Genomic DNA, 17,979 nt, shown 5'->3' with positions numbered 1-17,979 from the left:
GACAGGAGAATCAAATAATACGACGGAGTATTTCATGCGCGCGGTGATCTTCGATCTGGATGGCACCTTGATCGACGCGGCGCCGGACATTGCCGCCAAGCTGAACGTCGTCATCACCGAGGCCGGCCACCCGGCTCTGAGCCTGGGGACGGTGCATGGCATGATCGGCGACGGCGCCAAGGTGCTGGTCGAGCGCGCTTTTGCCTTTTATGGGCAACAGGCCCAGCCCGCCCAGCAGGAGCGCTTCATGGCGCTTTATGGCGTCGATCCGGTGAAGCATACCGTGATCTATGACGGCATCATCCCGGCCCTGGAGGCGCTGCGGGCGCAGGGCCGGCCGCTTGGCGTGTGCACCAACAAGCCGATGCATGCCACCCGCGAGGTTTTGGCCGCGCTCGACCTCAACCGCTTCTTCGGCGCCGTGCTGGGCGGGGATTCCACCCCCTACCGCAAGCCGGACCCGCGCCATCTGGCCGCCGTGCTCTCGGCCCTGGAGGTGACGGATGCGATCATGGTCGGCGACCACGCCAACGACATGAAAGCCGCCGCCGGGCTGGGCCTGCCGGCGATCTTCTGCCCCTGGGGCTATGGCGAGGGCCAGGGCGATGCCCGGGCCGAACACCCCTCCGACCTGCCGGGGATCATCGACCGGCTGGGCTGAACCGCGCGGCTTTACATGCAGCGCAACATTGCGTAACCGGCGCTTGACGCTGCGCCCGACTTGCCCCAATTGGGAAACAGGACTGGAATTGTCCTGTTTGACGGGGTTGCCATGCTGAAACTCTCACGCCTGACCGATTATGCGGTGGCCGCGCTGGTGCGCTTGGGCACGGCCGAGGGCGTGGAGACGTCTCCCGGCATCGCCGCCGGCACCGGCATACCGGAGCCCACCATCGCCAAGGTTTTGAAGGTTTTGGCGGGGCAGGGGCTGGTGATTTCCACCCGCGGCGCGCGTGGCGGCTACCGGCTTGGCCGGCCGCTGGCGGAGATTTCGGTCTCCGAGGTGATTTTCGCCATCGACGGCCCCATCGCGCTCACCTCCTGCGTGGAGGGGGCCAGCGGCCAGTGCGACAGCCAGTCGCTCTGCCCGGTGGCTGGGCGCTGGGATCCGGTGAATGACGCCATTCGTGGCGCCCTGTCTCACATCTCCCTGGCCGACATGGCCGCGGCCTCCGTGCCGCGCGCCTTGCGTGTGCCAGGACCCGCGATCAATGAGGTTGTTTGAGCATGTCCAGCACGACCGATGCCGTCATCCAGGACCTGGCGGCGCAAAAATATAAATACGGGTTCACCACCGAGATCGAGATGGAGGAATTCCCGAAAGGGCTCTCTCCCGATATCGTAAGGATGATTTCCGCCAAGAAAGGCGAGCCCGCCTGGCTGCTGGAATGGCGGCTGAAGGCCTATGAGGCCTGGCTGAAGATGGAAGAGCCGAGCTGGGCGCGCATCCATCACGCGCCGATCGCGTATCAGGATCTCTATTATTACGCCGCCCCGGCCAAAGCCGCGCCGAAATCCCTCGATGAGGTCGATCCGGAGCTGCTGCGCACCTATGAGAAGCTGGGCATCCCGCTGAATGAGCGCGCCGCCCTGGCGGGTGTCGCCGTGGATGCGGTGTTCGACAGCGTCTCCGTTGCCACCACCTTCCGTGACACGCTGGCCAAGGCCGGGGTGATCTTCTGCCCGATTTCCGAGGCGGTGCGCGAGCATCCCGAGCTGGTGCGCAAATATCTCGGCTCCGTGGTGCCGGCGGGTGATAATTACTTCGCCGCGCTGAACTCCGCCGTGTTCTCCGATGGCAGCTTCGTCTTCATCCCCAAGGGGGTGAAATGCCCGATGGAGCTTTCCACCTATTTCCGCATCAATGCCCGCAATACCGGGCAGTTCGAGCGTACGCTGATCATCGCCGAGGATGGTGCCTCCGTCTCCTACCTCGAAGGTTGCACCGCGCCGATGCGCGACGAAAACCAGCTGCACGCCGCCGTGGTTGAGCTGGTGGCGATGGATGACGCCAAGATCAAATATTCCACCGTGCAGAACTGGTATCCTGGCGATGCCGACGGCAAGGGCGGGATCTACAACTTCGTGACCAAGCGCGGCGCCTGCCGGGGAAAGAATTCCAAAATCTCCTGGACCCAGGTGGAAACCGGCTCGGCGATCACCTGGAAATATCCATCCTGCATCCTGCAGGGCGAGGGCTCGGTGGGTGAGTTCTATTCGGTTGCCGTCACCAACGGGCATCAGCAGGCCGATACCGGCACCAAGATGATCCATATCGGCAAGAACACCAGCAGCACGATCATCTCCAAGGGCATTTCCGCCGGGAAATCCAACAACACCTATCGCGGCCAGGTGAAAATTCTGCCCGGCGCCTCCGGTGCGCGCAACTTCACCCAGTGCGATAGCTTGCTGATCGGCGATCAGTGCGGCGCGCATACGGTGCCCTATATCGAAAACCGCAATGCCTCGGCCAAGGTGGAGCATGAAGCGACCACCTCCAAGATCGCCGAGGACCAGCTCTTTTATTGCCGCTCGCGCGGACTCTCGGAAGAGGATGCGGTGGGGCTGATCGTCAATGGCTTCTGCAAGGATGTGCTGAAGGAATTGCCGATGGAATTCGCCGTTGAGGCACAAAAACTACTAGCTGTTTCTCTGGAAGGTTCGGTGGGCTGATGCTCGAGATCAAGAATTTGCATGCGCGGATCGGCGATGCGGAAATCCTCAAGGGCGTGACGCTCACCATCCCCGATGGCGAGATCCATGCCATCATGGGCCCGAACGGTGCCGGCAAATCCACGCTCTCCTACGTGCTCTCCGGCCGCGACGGCTATGAGGTGACGGAAGGTGAGGCGATTTATAACGGCCAGAACATCCTGGAGATGGAGCCCGAAGAGCGCGCCGCTGCCGGGCTGTTCCTGGCGTTCCAATATCCGGTGGAGCTGCCGGGTGTGGGCAATGCCAACTTCCTGCGCACCGCGCTGAACGCCATCCGCCGCAGCCGCGGTGAGGAAGAGCTGGATGCGGTGGCCTTCCTGAAGCAGGCCCGCGCCGCGGTGAAGCAGTTGGCGATGAAAGAGGATTTCCTCAAGCGCAACGTCAATGTCGGCTTCTCCGGCGGTGAGAAGAAGCGCAATGAGATGCTGCAGATGGCGCTGTTGAAGCCGGGCCTGGCGATCCTCGATGAGACCGATTCCGGGCTGGATATCGATGCGCTGAAGATCGTCGCGGAAGGCGTGAACGCGCTGCGCAGCGAAAAATTCTCCGCCCTGGTCATCACCCATTATCAGCGCCTGCTCGACCATATCGTGCCGGACGTGGTGCATGTGCTGGCGAACGGGAAGATCGTGCGTTCGGGCAATGCTGATCTGGCCAAGGAGCTGGAAGCCAGCGGCTATGTCGGGCTGGAAGCCGCCTGAGCATGACCGCCCTTCCCACCCGTAAGCTGGAGGCCTGGCGTTTTACCGATCTGCGCCAGATTTCCAGCACTGAATTCGGTGCCCCGCCGGCCATGGCGGCCGCTCCGGACCTGCCGGACCTGCCGTTTCCGCGCTTCGTCTTTCTCAACGGCACGCTGAACGCGGCGCTCTCCACCGCCTTTGCCTACGCGAAGCCATTCGCGCCGGTGCAGGAACAGGGCGCGCAGCCGATGGCGCTGATCAACGCGGCCAACGCCAAGGACGGCATCAACATCGAGGTGCCGGACGGGGTTGATGCCGGTGAAGTGCTGCTGATCTCGCAGGCTTCGGGTGCCACCCCCTTCGCCTTCCACCCGCGCCACCGCGTGACGCTGGGGCAGGGGGCGAAGCTGACGATCATCGAGATCGACAAGGGCGAAGGCGTGTACTGGCAGAATGCGCTGTTCGACATCGATGTCGCGCAAGGGGCGACCTTGCAGCATTTCCGCCTGCAGCAGGAAAGTGTTGAGGCGTTCAACATCACCTCGATCCGCGCGCGCATCGCGCAAGCCGCCGCCTACGAGCATTTCACCTTGACGCTCGGCGCAAAATTGTCGCGCACCGAGATCGAGGCGGATCTGGTTGGCGAGACGGCGCTGGCGCATCTCAACGCGGCCCAGCTGCTCGGCGGCGCCCAGCATGGCGATTTCACCACCATCATCCGCCACAAGGCGCCCAACTGTCCCTCCGCCAGACGGTGAAATCCGTGCTGGCCGGCAAGGCCCGCGGTGTTTTCCAGGGCAAGATCGAGGTGGACCAGATCGCCCAGAAGACCGATGGCTATCAGATGAGCCAGGCGCTTCTGCTCTCCCCGGATGCGGAGATGGACATCAAGCCCGAGCTGCAGATTTTCGCGGATGACGTGAAATGCTCGCACGGTGCCACCATCGGCGCGCTGGATGAGGAGCAGGTCTTCTATCTGCGCTCGCGCGGCATCCCTGAGGCGGACGCACGGCAGATCCTGATCCGCGCCTTCCTTGAGGAAGCGCTGGAGCCGGTGACGCATGACGCCTCCCGGGCGATCTTCGAGGATGCGCTGGAAAGCTGGTGGGGCAAGCAATGAGCCTGGCCACCCAGCCCTTGGATGTGCACAAGCTGCGTGAGGATTTCCCCATCCTCTCGCAGAAAGTGCATGGCAAGCCTTTCGTGTTTCTGGATTCCGGCGCCTCCGCACAGAAGCCGAAACAGGTGATCGAGGCGATGCGCTTCGTGATGGAAGCGCAATATGCCAACGTCCATCGCGGCCTGCATTATATGTCCGAGAAAGCCTCGGATGCGTATGAGGCGGTGCGCGACAAGGTGGCGGAGCTGATCAATGCCGGCTCGCGCGATGAGATTGTTTTCACCCGCAACGCCACCGAAAGTGTGAACCTCGTCGCCTACACATGGGGACGCAGCGCGCTGCAGCCCGGCGATGCGGTGGCGGTCTCCGAGATGGAGCATCACGCCAATCTCGTTCCCTGGCAGATGCTGCGCGATGCCCACGGCACCGCGCTGCGCATCGTCAAAATCACCGAGTCCGGTGAGCTGGACTGGGACTCGCTGGAGCAGGTGTTCGCGGACGGCAAGGTGAAGCTGCTCTCGCTCACCCATATGTCCAACGTGCTGGGCACCTACACGCCGGTGGAGCGTCTGGCGGCCTTCGCGCATGAGCGCGGGGCGAAAATCATGCTGGATGGCGCGCAGGCGATCGTGCATCGCGCTGTCGATGTCCGCGCCATCGATGCGGATTTCTACGTGTTTTCCGGCCATAAGCTCTACGGCCCCACCGGCATTGGCGTGCTCTACGCCAAGGCGGAGATTCTGGAGCAGATGCCGCCTTTCATGGGCGGTGGCGACATGATCGCCAGCGTCGGCTACCAGAAATCGACCTGGGCGAAGCCGCCGCACCGCTTCGAGGCCGGCACCCCGGCGATCATCGAGACCATCGGGCTGGGGGCCGCCATTGATTATGTTCGCGCTGTCGGGTTCGATGCGATTGCCGAGCATGAGCGTCACCTCACCGAACATGCGCTCGGCGTCCTGAGCCAGATCGAGGGGCTGCGTATCCTTGGCAGCGCGCAGGATCGCGGCGGGGTGATCTCCTTCGTGATGAAGGATGCGCATGCGCATGACATCGCCACGCTGCTGGACCGCCAGGGCATTGCCGTGCGCGCCGGGCATCATTGCGCCGAGCCGCTGATGGGCCGGCTGGGTGTCACCAGCACCGCGCGCGCCAGCTTCGGGCTATACACGCTGCCCGAGGAGATCGACGCGCTGGCAACCGGGCTTGAGCGGGTGCGCAAGATTTTCGCATGAACGAGGCGCTCTACGACTCCATCGTGCTCGACCGCGCCCGCCACCCGCGCCATGCGGGCCGGCCGGCTGCGTTCGATGCGATGGGGCGGGAGAGAACCGCATGTGCGGAGACCAGGTCAGCATCTTCCGCGTTGGCTCCGCCTACCGGCATGAGGCGGTCGGCTGCGCCATCCTTGCCGCCAGCGCGGAGCTGATGTGCGATGCGGCCACCGGCAAAAATGCCGGCGAGATCGCCATATTGGCAGAGAGTTTCGAGCAACTTGTAAGGACCGGGCAGGAAAACCCGGATTTGGGAGATCTGAATGCGCTTGCAGGCATTGCGCAATATCCTTCCCGGCTTCGGTGCGCGACCCTCCCCTGGAGCGCCCTCAGAGCCAGCCTCGCCGGAGATCCCGGCGCAGGAGATAGAGACCATGACTGAAGACAAGCACGAACCCGAGCGGATGCAGCCGGTGACCAGCTGGACGCCCGACGGCGAAAGCCCGCCGCGCGTTTCCGAGGAAGCGGTGATCGGCGCGATCTGTACCGTGTATGATCCGGAAATCCCGGTGAATATCTACGAGCTGGGGCTGATTTACGCCATCGAGATTGCCGATAATGGCAATGTGAAAATCGAGATGACGCTGACCGCCCCTGGCTGCCCCTCCGCCCAGGAGCTGCCGGAGATGGTGCGCGATGCCATCGCGCAGATCGACGGGGTTGGCGATATCACGGTCGACACCGTCTGGGACCCGGCCTGGGACCAGAGCCGCATGAGCGAGGAAGCCCGGCTCATGCTGAACATGTTTTGAGGTGAAGCCATGGATGTAACCTACACCACCGCGCCGAAAAAACGCGAGCTGCCGCCTTTGATGTCACTCAGCGACGCCGCCGCTTCCCGGCTGCGCAAGCTCTATGATGGCGCCGAGAAGGGCAAGCTTTTGCGCATCTCCGTCGGCACCAAGGGCTGCTCGGGCATGTCCTACGAGATGGACTGGGTGGAAGCACCCGCCGCCACCGATGAGGTGGTGAAGAGCCAGGATCTGACCGTGCTGGTGGACCGCAAGGCCACCTTGTTCCTGATCGGCACCGTGATGGATTATAAGGAAGACAAGCTGACGCGCGGCTTCACCTTTGAGAACCCGAACGAGAAAGGCCGCTGCGGTTGTGGCGAGAGCTTTCACGTTTAAGGAAGAAATGGGGCGTTTTTGAAAAAACGCCCCACACCCCCAAAAACTTTTATGACTCCAGGATCACTGACACTGGGACATGGTCGCTGGGCTGGGTTTTTCCCCGCTCATCCTTGTGAATAATCACATGCTGCAACCGCTCCGCCAGCCTGGGCGAGAGCAAAGCATGGTCGATCCGCAGCCCGATATTCCGGTCCCACGCCCCGCCCTGATAATCCCAAAACGTATAAAGCGTGTCCTTGGGATGCAGGGCCCGCACCGCCTCGGTCAGCCCGGTATGCAGCAGCGCATGGAAGGCGGCCCGGGTTTCCGGGCGGATCAGCGCATCATTCGCCGGCAGGGCGCGCGGCGCGAAATCCGCGTCGGTCGGGCAGACATTATAATCCCCGGCCAGGATGAAATCCTCATCCGCCGCCATCAGCGCCGTTGCATGTTCGCGCAGTGCCGCCATCCAGTGCAGCTTATACTGGTAGCCCGCCTCGCCGCCGGAATTGCCATTGGGCAGATACAGCCCGCCAATGCGCATGCCCGCCGCCTTCACTTCGACAAAGCGTGAATGCGCATCCGCCTCGCCCATGCCGGGCAGGCGGCGATGCGTCACCTCCACCCCCCCTTATGCAGGATGGCGACACCATTATAGGATTTCTGGCCGACAATCTCCGCCTCATAGCCAAGGGCAGAGAAGGCCATGCCGGGGAACTGGTGCGCCTCGCATTTGATCTCCTGCAGCAGCAGGAAATCCGGCTGTTCGCGTTCCAGAAATGAGGCGACATGCGCCTCGCGCGTGCGCACGGAATTCACATTCCAGGTGGTGATTTTCAGCACGGGGAGGGGTCAGTCGACCGAAAAGGAGGTGCCGCAGCCGCAGGAGGCGGTGGCATTCGGGTTCTTCACCAGGAAATGCGCGCCCATCAGGCTGTCCTTGAAATCCAGCTCGGCCCCGGCCAGGAAATCCAGGCTCACCGGGTCCACCAACACTTTCGCGCCGTCGCGCTCCAACACCAGATCATCCGGCGCGCTGGCGGCGGTGAGGTCGAATTTATATTGCAGGCCGGAGCAGCCGCCGGCCAGAACCTCAACCCGCAGCGCCTGGGCGCTGGGGTCGTCAGCCAGGATTTCCGCCACCCGGGCGGCGGCGGCGGCGGAAATGGCGAAAGGGGCAATCACGTCGCTCATGGCGCTTATATAGCGTGTCGCCCCCTTGGAGGTAAGGCCACGCTGTTCTAAAGCCCTGCCTATGGAGAAAGCCCCTATGCCGTGCAGGAAGGCGAAAGCCGCGGCCGCGTGCATGACCAGGCGCGCTCGGACGAGCGCAGCCCCTTCCAGCGCGACCGCGACCGCGTGGTGCACAGCTCGGCCTTTCGCAAGCTGCAATATAAAACCCAGGTCTTCATCAACCGCGAGGGGGATTTCTACCGCACGCGGCTGACCCACAGCCTGGAAGTGGCGCAGATCGCCCGCGCCATCGCCCGCGCCTTGCGCTTCGATGAAGACCTCACCGAATGCCTGGCTTTGGCGCATGATCTCGGCCATCCGCCCTTCGGCCATGCCGGCGAGACCGGGCTGGACGAGGCGCTGAAGGAGTTTGGCGGCTTCGACCATAATGACCAGAGCTTCCGTGTCGTCACCCAGCTTGAGCAGCGCTACGCGGCCTTTGACGGGCTGAACCTGACCTGGGAGAGCCTGGAGGGGCTGGCCAAACATAATGGCCCGCTGAAAAACCCGCCGCCCACCATCGCGGCCTTCAACGAAGCGCATGATCTCGACCTCGCCCGGCAGACCTCCGGCGAGGCGCAGATCGCCGCCTTCTCCGACGATATCGCCTATAACACCCACGACCTGGATGATGGGCTGCGCGCCGGGCTGTTCGCCTTCGAGGATATTCTGGAACTGCCGGTGATCGGCGATCTGCTGCGCGATGCCCGCAAGCTCACCGACCAGCCCCAGCGCATCCGCGCCGAGCTGAGCCGCCGGGTGATCAATTGCCTGGTGCATGACACGCTGGCCGAAAGCGGGCGCCGCTTGGCCGCGCTGGCCCCCACTTCCTGCGCGGATATCCGCGCCCATGCGGGGGCGGTGATCGGCTTCTCCGAGGAAATCCGCCAGGCCAATATCGCGCTGAAGCGCTTCCTGATGGCCCGCATGTACCGGCATTGGAAGCTGAACCGGATGAATTATAAATGCAGCCATGTCACCCGCACGCTGGGCAGCCTGCTGCTGAAGCGCCCGGAGCTGCTGCCCGATGATTGGCGCGCCCGCGCCGGCAAGCCCGAAACCCCGCAAGCCGCCGCCGCCGTGCGCGATTATGTGGCCGGCATGACCGACCGCTACGCCCAGGACGAATTTTCCCGTTTGACCGATCCCTCGGTTCCCGCTTGAGAGACAAGATGCAAGACGAAAATCTGTTTGCCGTGCTGCGCGGCAAGGTGCTGGCCGCCCTTGAAACACTGGCCCCGGGCCTCGCCCCGGAAATCCTGGCACGGGTGGAGGTCACCCCCACCAAGGATGCCGCGCATGGCGATATGGCGACCAACGCCGCGATGATCGCCGCCAAGCCGGCCGGCAAAAACCCGCGTGAGCTGGCGGTCGGGCTGGTGGAAGCACTGTCCGGCCAGCACGGCATCGAAAAGGCTGAGGCGGCGGGGCCGGGCTTCGTCAACCTCACCCTCTCGCCCGCCTTGCTGCTGGCCCAGCTCCCGGTGATCCTCACCGCCCAGGAAGCCTATGGCCAGGGCGCGGCGCGGCCGGGCAAGATCAACGTTGAATACGTCTCCGCCAACCCCACCGGGCCGCTGCATGTCGGCCATTGCCGGGGGCGGTGGTGGGCGATGCGCTGGCCAATCTGCTGCGCAAGGCCGGGCATGACGTGGTCAAGGAATATTACGTCAACGATGCCGGGGCCCAGGTGCAGGCTTTGGCCCGCTCCAGCTATGTCCGGTATCTCGAGGCGCTCGGCCGGTCGACTGCCGCCTATATCGAGAGCGTGCAAGGCGGCATGCAATATGGCGGCGCCTATCTCATCCCCATCGGCCAGGCGCTGGCGGAAAAATACGGCGACAAGTACGCCGAGACTCCGGAAGCCGCATGGCTGGATCTGTTCCGGGATTTCGCCATCGAGCACATGATGGGCATGATCCGTGAGGATCTGGCCGCCTTGGGCGTGCATCACGACGTCTTCTCCTCCGAGCGCGCGCTGGTGGAAAATGGCGGGGTGGAGCGCGGGCTGGATGCGCTGCGCGAAAAAGGCCTGATCTATCGCGGCATTCTGGAGCCGCCCAAGGGCAAAACCCCGGAAGACTGGGAGCCGCGCGAGCAGGAGCTGTTCCGCTCCACCGAATATGGCGACGACGTGGACCGTCCCGTCTCCAAATCCGACGGCAGCTACACCTATTTCGCCAACGACATCGCCTATCATAACGACAAGATCATCCGCGGCCCCAGGCCGATCTGATCGACGTGCTGGGCGCCGACCATGGCGGCTATGTGAAGCGCATGCAGGCGGCGGTGAAGGCGCTCTCCGGCGGCCGGCTGGATGTGGTGCTCTGCCAGATCGTCAAGGTGATGAAGGATGGCGAGCCGGTCAAAATGTCCAAGCGCGCCGGCACCTTCGTCGAGCTGCGGGATCTGATCGACGAGGTCGGGCCGAATGCGGTGCGTTTCCTGATGCTGATGCGCAAATCCGACGCGCAGATGGAGTTCGACCTCAACGCCGCCGTGGCGCAGACCCGCGAAAACCCGGTTTTCTATGTGCAATACGCGCATGCGCGGGCGCGCTCGGTGTTGCGCGCCGCCCCCGCGCCTTCCGCCGAGGCGGATTTCTCCACCCTCACCGCGCCGGAAGAGATGGCGCTGCTGCGCCGGCTGCTCACCTGGCCGCGTCTGGTCGAGCAGGCGGCGGAGGCGCGCGAGCCGCATCGCGTGGCGTTTTTCCTGTATGATCTGGCTTCGGATTTCCATGCGCTGTGGAATGCCGGGCGCGATAACGCCGCCCTGCGCTTCCTGCAGGAGGACAAGCCTGCGGAGACCGCAGCGCGGATCGGGCTTGTGGCGGCGACCGCCATCGTGCTTCGCTCGGCACTGGCCGTGCTCGGCGTCACGCCGGTTGAGGAAATGAGGTAAGGATTTGCAGGAAGACGACGATGATTTCCTGTATCGGCCGCATCGCGCCAAGGGCCAGCGGCTGGACCCGGCGATCCAGCGCATGGCGATCGCCGCGGGCGGGGTTTCGGTGCTGGTCATCGTCGTCGCCTGGGTCTGGAGCGGCATCCATCCTTACACCTTCGGGCCGCCGCCGGTGGTCGAGCCGCCGGCGACACCCTTGCGCGTGGTCCCGGCCGATCCTGGCGGGCTGGTGGTGCCGGGTGCCAATATTCCCATCATGTCCGGTGAGATGAGCGACAAGGCGCCGCGTCTGGCCGCCCCTGGCCAGGCGCCGGATATCGCGGCGCTGGACCAGGCGGCGGGGCTGAACCAGCCGCCCGCCCAGATGGCGCAGGCCGCCCCGCCGGCCGCACCGGGGACAAGCCCGGATGACGCGCCGGCGCCGGCCAACGCCACCCCGGCCACCACCGATAAGCCGCAGAACATCACCCCCGCCGCCTCGCAGACGCCGCGCCCCGGCTCCACCGCCAGCAGTGCGGCCCAGGCCGAGGGGATGAGCGCGGTGCAGCTTGCGGCCACAGGGGATGAAAGCGGCGCGCTCGCCACCTGGACCAAGCTGCAGAAGCAGTTCCCGGACCTGCTCTCCGGGCGCACGCCCGAGATCATCCCGGCGATCGTCAACGGGCAGAGCGTCTGGCGGCTGCGCATTGGCGGCTTCCCTCCGGCGCGGCGGCGAAAGCCTTCTGTGACAATCTCACCTCCAAGGGCGCGGCTTGTGCCGTGGCGGCATTTTGAAACCAGCGATTCTGGGGATTTCCGGCCTCTCCCTCACGGGTGAGGAACGGGCTTTGTTCCGTGACCACGCGCCGCGCGGGGCGATTTTGTTCAAGCGCAACATCGCCGATCCGGCGCAGCTGGCTGACCTCACGGCGGAACTGAAAGCCCTTCTGCCACCGGGCGCGGTGCTGATGGTGGACCAGGAGGGCGGGCGCGTCGCCCGGCTGCGCAGCCCCCATTGGCCCGAGCTGCCCGCCGCCGGCACGCTGAAGACCGAGGCGGAGGCCTACGCCCACGGCCAGGCGCTCGGCGAAATGGTGCGCGAAGCCGGCTTCACCTGCACCGCCGCCCCGGTGCTGGATATCCGCATCCCCGGCGCCTCGGACGTTGTGGGGGACCGGGCGATTACCGGCGATGCCGCGATGGTCGGCCGGCTGGGCGGGGCAATCGCGCGCGGCATCGTTGCCGCCGGCATTCTGCCGGTAATGAAGCACCTGCCCGGCCATGGGCGGGCTCTGGTCGATTCGCACGTGGCGCTGCCGGTGGTGCCCGAGCTGACGCGGGATGATCTGATCCCCTTCATCGCCAACAAGAATCTGCCCTGGGCGATGACGGCGCATGTGGTCTATGAGCAATATGACCGCTTCAATCCGGGCACCTTGTCCGAGATCGTGATCCGCGATCTGATTCGCGGTGAGATCGGGTTCCAGGGCGTGCTGGTTTCGGATGATCTGGCCATGGGCGCGCTCTCCAGCGATCCGAACCCGGCCTCGCGGGCGCGCCGGGCGCTGGCGGCGGGGTGCGATATCGCGCTTTATTGCCCGGGCGATTTCGCCGGCAACCGGGCCGTGCTGGAGGCGCTATAGATGATGCATTTTCTTAGCATCCTGATCGGGCTGGGCATCGCCATCATCCTGCATGAGCTGGCGCATGGCGTGGTCGCCTATTGGATGGGCGACAAGACCGCGCAACTGGCCGGGCGGTTGACGCTGAATCCGGTTCGACATCTGGACAAGATGGGCTCTTTCATCCTGCCGCTGATTCTGGCGGTGGGGCAGCTCGCCACGCTCGGCCATATCGCCTTTCTCTATGGCTGGGCGAAGCCGGTGCCGGTCACCCCCTTCAATCTGCATCTCGGCACCTATCGCGAGCCGCGCCGGCTGATGGCGATCGTCGCCCTGGCCGGGCCGGTGATGAATTTCATCCTGGCGCTGGGGGGCGGCGTGGTGATGCATGCGGCGGTGGCGGCGCAATCCATCCCCTGGCTGGATTTCCTGGCCTATTTCATCGAAATCAACCTGCTGCTCGGGCTGTTCAACCTGATCCCGCTGCCGCCCATGGATGGCGGGCGGATCGCGGTGGGCATTCTGCCGCTACCGCTGGCGATGCGGCTGGCGCGGGCGGAAAATCTCGGCATCGCCGCGGTGCTGCTGGTTTTGTTCGTGCTGCCGGTGACGCTGCAACAATTCGGCGTGCATTTCGACCCGTTCCGTGACGTGATGGGGTTTCTGCTGCCGGCCGCCGAGCGGCTGGTGCTGGGGCTGACGGGAAATGGCTTTGGAGACAACTGAGACCCTGGTTCTGTCGCTGGAGGGGTTCGAGGGGCCGCTAGACCTGCTGCTCGAACTCGCCCGCACCCAGAAGGTGGATCTGGCGAAAATCTCCATCCTGCAGCTGGTCGAGCAATTCCTGGCGGTGATCGAAGGGGCGCGGCGGGTGCGTCTGGAGCTGGCGGCGGACTGGCTGGTGATGGCGGCCTGGCTGACCTGGCTGAAATCGCGTTTGCTGGTACCCCAGCTGGGTGAGCCGGAGGATGCGGAGCTCGCCGCCGAGATTTTGCAATCCCGGCTGATGCAGCTGCAGGCGATGCGGGTGGCCGCCGCCTGGATGGGGCAACGTCCGCAGCTGAACTGGGACGTGTTCGAGCGCGGCCTGCCGGAAGACCTCACCGAGCTGGACCGCTCGCGCCTGAAGCTGGACATGACCAGCCTGCTCTCGGCTTATCTGGCGGCCCGCCGCCGGGCGGGCGCCAAGCAGCGCTACCGGCCCCGGCCGATGGTGTATTTCTCGGTGCAGGATGCGTTGCAGCGTGTCGGCCGGATGCTGGGCTCGCTGCCCGATTGGGCGAGCCTGGAGCAGTTTCTCCCGAGGGGCTGCAGGATGGCATTCCGCGCCGGGCAGCCATCTCCTCAACCCTCATCGCGGGGCTGGAAATGGCCAAGCATGGGCAGCTAGACTTGAAACAGGATGAGCGGTTCGGGCCGATTCTGATGCGACGGAAGAAGGAGAGCGACGGATCTGATGGCTGAAGCCTTTACGCTGCCGATGCGCCTGGCCGAAGCGGCGATTTTCGCCGCCACCCAGCCAGTGACGGCCAGGATGCTGGCCAATCTGCTGCCGGTGGATACGGATGTGGATGCGGTGATGAGCGATCTGGTCACCGCTTATGCCTCGCGCGGGGTGAATATCGTCATGGTCGGCGGCGGCTGGCAGTTGCGCACCGCACCGGACCTTGCCCCGGCGCTGCGCAAGGTGGTGGAGCTGCCCGCCGGCTGCCGCGCGTGGCGATGGAGAGCCTGGCCATCATCGCCTATCACCAGCCGGTCACCCGCACCGAGATCGAGGAAATCCGCGGCGCCGCGCTCTCGCAGACCATGCTGGATCTGCTGCTGGAAAACGGGCTGATCACGCCCAAGGGCCGCAAGGAGACCCCCGGCCGGCCGACCCTCTGGGGCACCACGCCAAATTTCCTCGCCCAGTTCGGGCTGAATGATCTGCGCGAGATGCCCAAGCGCGAGGAGCTGCTGATCGATGCGAACGGACCGGCCCTTGCCGCGCCGCCAGCCGAGGCCGATGCGCAGCCCCAGGAGGCGGGGCAGCCGGATGAGGCGGCGGGGGTGGAAGACGCGAAACCCGAATGAGCCCGCTGCGCATCACCCGTGAGACGCTGATGGACGGCACTTTGCGTGCCCGCCAGCGCGAATATGCCGCCGCCCATCCGGACATGCGCTGGCGCACCGAAGCGGAGATGAAGCAGATTTTCGATGAGATCCTGGCCGCGCATCCGGCGGACGAAGATCTCTGGGTGTTCGGCTATGGCTCGCTGATCTGGAATCCGGCCTTCGATTACGAGGCGAAGAGCTGCGCCCTGCTGCGCGGCTGGCATCGGCGTTTCTGCCTGCGCATGTTCATCGGGCGCGGCACGCCGGAGACGCCGGGTGTGATGCTGGCGCTCGACCGCGGCGGGGCCTGCCGGGGGGTGGCGTTCCGAATCGCGGCTGAGAAAATCCGCCAGGAGCTGTGGCTGCTCTGGCAGCGGGAAATGTATGGCGGCGCCTATAATGCCCGCTGGGTGCGGCTTGAGGCCGGGGGCAAGCCGGTGCGGGCGATCACCTTCGTCATCAATCCCGACCATCCGCGCTATATCAAGGAGCTTTCGGTGGAGCAGACGGCGGCGCTGATCGCCTCCGGAAGGGGGGATCTCGGCACCTGCCGGGAATATTTCGAAAACACCGTCGAGCATCTGCGCGCGCTGGGGGTGAAGGATGCGGCGCTGGCGCGGATTGCCGCGTCTTTGCCATCCGCGTGAGGGCCTGCTAGCAAGCCTGCGCGATGTTTGGATTGTCATGGGGTGAAATCGGGCTGATCATGGCGGTGGCATTGATTGCCATTGGGCCAAAGGATCTGCCTGTCGCGATCAGGACCGTCACCGGGCTGATCAAGAAGGCGCGCGGCATGGCCTCGGAATTCCAGGGCCATCTGGACGAGATGATGCGCGAGGCGAATCTCTCGGACGTGAAGGGCGAGATCGACAAGCTCCGCCGATTCGATTTCCGCACCGCCGCCGAAACCGCTTTGGACCCGGATGGCAGCCTGCGCGCCACCGCCAAGGAGGTGAATGACAGCGTCGAGACGCAGACCGTCACCGCCTACAAACCGCCGGCCGTGGTCGAGGAGGCGCCGCCCGATGCCCCTGCCGTCATCCCGCCCGAGGCCGCGCGCAAGGCGCCCACACCGCTTTCATTCCGCCTGGCACCAGGCGCTGGGGTTTTTAAATGACAACCGCCGATGAAGACCAGATCGACGACAAGGAAATGCCGCTGCTCGAGCATCTTGCGGAGCTGCGCAAACGGCTGATCTGGTCGGCCGCCGCTTTCCTGATCGCGTTTCTGGTCTGCTATCATTTTTCCGCGAAGATTTACGACTTCCTGGCCGCCCCGCTGGCGCACGCGCTGGTGGCGCAGGGGCAGAAGCCGGAGCTGGTCTATACCGCGCTTTATGAGGCGTTCTTTACCGACGTGAAGGTGGCGGTGTTCGGTGCCGCCTTCATCTCCTTCCCGGTCCTGGCGACGCAGATCTGGCTGTTCGTCGCACCCGGGCTGTACCGGCGCGAGAAGCGGGCCTTGCTGCCCTTTCTCATCGTCACCCCATCCTGTTCTTCGCCGGCGGCGCGCTGGCCTATTACGTGTTCTTCCCGATCGCCTGGAAATTCTTCCTCTCCTTCCAGCAAAGCGGGCAGGGGGTGGATATCTCGCTGCTGCCCAAGGTCTCGGATTATCTGAACATCGTGATGAAGCTGCTCTTCGCCTTCGGGCTCAGCTTCGAGCTGCCGGTGCTGCTCACGCTGCTGGGCAAGGTTGGCATCGTCACCCATGCGACGCTGAAGCGCTATCGCCGCTACGCCTATGTCGGCTGCTTCATCGTCGCCGCCATCATGGCGCCGCCGGACGTGCCCAGCCAGTGCATCATGGCGGCGTTGCTGCTGTTCCTGTTCGAGATTTCGCTGTTCTTCGTGAAGCTCGTCGAGCCGAAATATGAGGACGAGGCCGAAGAGGCCGCCACCGCTGAGCAAAAAGACCAAGAGAATGCATGATATCAAGCTGATCCGCGAGGATGCCGAGGGGTTTGACGCGGGCCTCGCGCGCCGGGGCATCGCGCCGCTGTCGCGCGAAATCCTGGAGCTGGACGAGCAGCGCCGCGCCGCCCTGGCCCGCCAGCAGGAGCTGCAGGCCGAGCGCAATGCGGTCTCCAAGAAGATCGGTGAGGCCAAGCGTGCCAAGGCGGATAGTGCCGAATTGGAAGCGCAGGGCATGCGCATCCGCGAGGAGATCGCCAAGCTGGACGCCGAAGGGCCGCGCCTGGATGCGCTGCTGCGCGACACGCTGGGCAAGATCCCGAATTTGCTGGACGCGGCGGTGCCCGAGGGCAAGGACGAGGCGGATAACAAGGTCGAAAAAACCTGGGGCGCGCCGCGCAATTTCGACTTCACGCCGAAGGAGCATCACGAGCTCGGCGAAGCGCTGGGGATGATGGATTTCGCCGGGGCGGCGAAGCTGGCCGGGGCGCGCTTTACCGTGCTGAAGGGTAAGCTCGCCCGGCTGGAACGCGCTCTGGGCCAGTTCATGCTGGATATGCACACCAGCGAGCATGGCTATGCCGAGACGGTGGTGCCGCTTTTGGTGAACGATGCCACCATGTACGGCACCGGCCAGCTGCCGAAATTCGCCGAGGATCTGTTCGCCACCACCGATGGGCGCTGGTTGATTCCAACCGCCGAGGTGCCGCTGACCAATCTGGTCGCTGGTGAGATCACCCCGGCGGCGCAGCTGCCGCTGCGGATGACCGCGCTTTCTTATTGTTTCCGCTCCGAGGCCGGCTCCGCCGGGCGGGATGTGCGCGGCATGCTGCGCCAGCATCAGTTCACCAAGGTCGAGCTGGTAAGCATCACCACGCCCGAGCAAAGCGCGGAGGAGCATGAGCGCATGACCCGCGCCGCCGAAACCGTGCTGGAGCGGCTGGAGCTGCCTTATCGGCGGATGCTGCTCTGCGCCGGGGATACCGGCTTCTCTGCCGCCAAGACCTATGACCTCGAGGTCTGGGTGCCGGGGCAGGGGAAATACCGGGAAATCTCTTCCTGTTCCAACACGCTCGCCTTCCAGGCGCGGCGGATGAATGCGCGCTTCCGGGTGGGCGATGGCAGGCCTGACTTCGTGCATACGCTGAACGGCTCGGGCACCGCTGTCGGCCGGGCGCTGATCGCGGTGATGGAGAATTATCAGAATGAGGATGGCTCGATCACCGTGCCATCCGTGCTGCGGCCTTATATGGGCGGGCTGGAGATTATCGCCGCCTGAGGCGGGCTGGCCGATTGATGGGGCCGGCGGGCAGCCGCCTGGTCC

General features: G+C 64.7%; 16 protein-coding genes and 6 pseudogenes. 20 read left to right on the top strand and 2 right to left on the bottom strand.

The window, feature by feature from the left end; genetic code table 11:
* Positions 1 to 34: 34 nt before the first annotated feature.
* From GT370_RS05650 to GT370_RS05605, 9 genes and pseudogenes are all read left to right on the top strand, one after another.
* A complete protein-coding gene (locus GT370_RS05650) occupies positions 35 to 661 on the top strand; it encodes an HAD family hydrolase (protein WP_008492752.1) in 627 nt (208 codons plus the stop codon).
* Positions 662 to 772: 111 nt separating this feature from the next.
* Complete coding sequence (locus GT370_RS05645) at positions 773 to 1,225, top strand: RrF2 family transcriptional regulator (RefSeq protein ID WP_008492753.1); 453 nt, start codon at positions 773 to 775, stop codon at positions 1,223 to 1,225.
* Positions 1,226 to 1,227: 2 nt separating this feature from the next.
* Positions 1,228 to 2,673: a Fe-S cluster assembly protein SufB gene (gene sufB, locus GT370_RS05640; protein ID WP_008492755.1), complete on the top strand. Its 1,446-nt coding sequence runs from the start codon at positions 1,228 to 1,230 to the stop codon at positions 2,671 to 2,673.
* Positions 2,673 to 3,416 (top strand): Fe-S cluster assembly ATPase SufC, encoded by a 744-nt coding sequence (gene sufC, locus GT370_RS05635; protein WP_008492756.1) that lies wholly within the window; start codon positions 2,673 to 2,675, stop codon positions 3,414 to 3,416. Before sufB ends, sufC begins: the two co-directional genes overlap by 1 nt.
* Before the next feature lie 2 nt (positions 3,417 to 3,418).
* Positions 3,419 to 4,518, top strand: a pseudogene (gene sufD / locus GT370_RS05630) (Fe-S cluster assembly protein SufD).
* The gene (locus GT370_RS05620) at positions 4,515 to 5,753 is read left to right on the top strand and encodes a cysteine desulfurase (RefSeq protein ID WP_008492758.1); all 1,239 of its coding nucleotides are present in this window, start codon (positions 4,515 to 4,517) and stop codon (positions 5,751 to 5,753) included. Before sufD ends, GT370_RS05620 begins: the two are co-directional and overlap by 4 nt.
* Positions 5,754 to 5,853: 100 nt before the next feature.
* Positions 5,854 to 6,174, top strand: coding sequence for a hypothetical protein (locus GT370_RS05615; RefSeq protein WP_270184023.1), 321 nt, complete (start codon positions 5,854 to 5,856; stop codon positions 6,172 to 6,174).
* Positions 6,167 to 6,544 carry an SUF system Fe-S cluster assembly protein gene (locus GT370_RS05610; RefSeq protein ID WP_039884706.1) on the top strand — a complete coding sequence of 126 codons (378 nt, stop codon included), beginning with the start codon at positions 6,167 to 6,169 and terminating at the stop codon, positions 6,542 to 6,544. Before GT370_RS05615 ends, GT370_RS05610 begins: the two co-directional genes overlap by 8 nt.
* Positions 6,545 to 6,553: 9 nt before the next feature.
* On the top strand, positions 6,554 to 6,922 hold the full coding sequence (locus GT370_RS05605) for a HesB/IscA family protein (protein ID WP_008492762.1): 369 nt from the start codon (positions 6,554 to 6,556) through the stop codon (positions 6,920 to 6,922).
* Between the two features lie 49 nt (positions 6,923 to 6,971).
* Here GT370_RS05605 and xth read toward each other — a convergent pair.
* Together xth and erpA are read right to left on the bottom strand one after the other, a co-directional pair.
* Positions 6,972 to 7,747 (bottom strand): annotated as a pseudogene (gene xth / locus GT370_RS05600) (exodeoxyribonuclease III).
* Positions 7,748 to 7,756: 9 nt separating this feature from the next.
* Complete coding sequence (gene erpA, locus GT370_RS05595) at positions 7,757 to 8,098, bottom strand: iron-sulfur cluster insertion protein ErpA (protein WP_008492765.1); 342 nt, start codon at positions 8,096 to 8,098, stop codon at positions 7,757 to 7,759.
* An 81-nt stretch (positions 8,099 to 8,179) separates the two neighbouring features.
* Between erpA and GT370_RS05590 the strand changes: the two genes are divergently transcribed.
* The 11 genes and pseudogenes from GT370_RS05590 to serS all read left to right on the top strand — a co-directional run bounded on the left by GT370_RS05590 (position 8,180) and on the right by serS (position 17,934).
* Positions 8,180 to 9,301 (top strand): deoxyguanosinetriphosphate triphosphohydrolase, encoded by a 1,122-nt coding sequence (locus GT370_RS05590; RefSeq protein WP_270184022.1) that lies wholly within the window; start codon positions 8,180 to 8,182, stop codon positions 9,299 to 9,301.
* Between the two features lie 8 nt (positions 9,302 to 9,309).
* Positions 9,310 to 11,041 (top strand): annotated as a pseudogene (gene argS, locus GT370_RS05585) (arginine--tRNA ligase).
* Positions 11,042 to 11,045: 4 nt separating this feature from the next.
* A complete protein-coding gene (locus tag GT370_RS05580; RefSeq protein WP_270184021.1) occupies positions 11,046 to 11,861 on the top strand; it encodes an SPOR domain-containing protein in 816 nt (271 codons plus the stop codon).
* Complete coding sequence (nagZ, locus tag GT370_RS05575) at positions 11,815 to 12,666, top strand: beta-N-acetylhexosaminidase (RefSeq protein ID WP_051060171.1); 852 nt, start codon at positions 11,815 to 11,817, stop codon at positions 12,664 to 12,666. The genes GT370_RS05580 and nagZ overlap by 47 nt, the downstream gene beginning before the upstream one ends.
* On the top strand, positions 12,667 to 13,371 hold the full coding sequence (locus GT370_RS05570; RefSeq protein WP_008492770.1) for a site-2 protease family protein: 705 nt from the start codon (positions 12,667 to 12,669) through the stop codon (positions 13,369 to 13,371).
* Positions 13,352 to 14,109 (top strand): annotated as a pseudogene (locus GT370_RS05565) (segregation and condensation protein A). Before GT370_RS05570 ends, GT370_RS05565 begins: the two are co-directional and overlap by 20 nt.
* Positions 14,102 to 14,721 (top strand): annotated as a pseudogene (gene scpB / locus GT370_RS05560) (SMC-Scp complex subunit ScpB). Before GT370_RS05565 ends, scpB begins: the two co-directional pseudogenes overlap by 8 nt.
* On the top strand, positions 14,718 to 15,389 hold the full coding sequence (locus GT370_RS05555) for a gamma-glutamylcyclotransferase (RefSeq protein ID WP_008492773.1): 672 nt from the start codon (positions 14,718 to 14,720) through the stop codon (positions 15,387 to 15,389). The pseudogene scpB and the gene GT370_RS05555 overlap by 4 nt, the downstream one beginning before the upstream one ends.
* Positions 15,390 to 15,412: 23 nt before the next feature.
* Complete coding sequence (tatB, locus tag GT370_RS05550) at positions 15,413 to 15,859, top strand: Sec-independent protein translocase protein TatB (RefSeq protein ID WP_270184020.1); 447 nt, start codon at positions 15,413 to 15,415, stop codon at positions 15,857 to 15,859.
* A pseudogene (tatC, locus tag GT370_RS05545) lies at positions 15,856 to 16,673 on the top strand (twin-arginine translocase subunit TatC). Before tatB ends, tatC begins: the two are co-directional and overlap by 4 nt.
* Entirely contained in the window at positions 16,666 to 17,934 is a 1,269-nt protein-coding gene (gene serS / locus GT370_RS05540; RefSeq protein WP_008492777.1) for a serine--tRNA ligase, read from the top strand. The pseudogene tatC and the gene serS overlap by 8 nt, the downstream one beginning before the upstream one ends.
* Positions 17,935 to 17,979: the final 45 nt, after the last annotated feature.

Source organism: Acidocella sp. MX-AZ03, assembly GCF_027626035.1.
Lineage (GTDB): Bacteria > Pseudomonadota > Alphaproteobacteria > Acetobacterales > Acetobacteraceae > Acidocella > Acidocella facilis.
The sequence above is the reverse complement of the archived record's forward strand: the minus strand, read 5'-3'. Positions and strand labels throughout refer to the sequence as shown.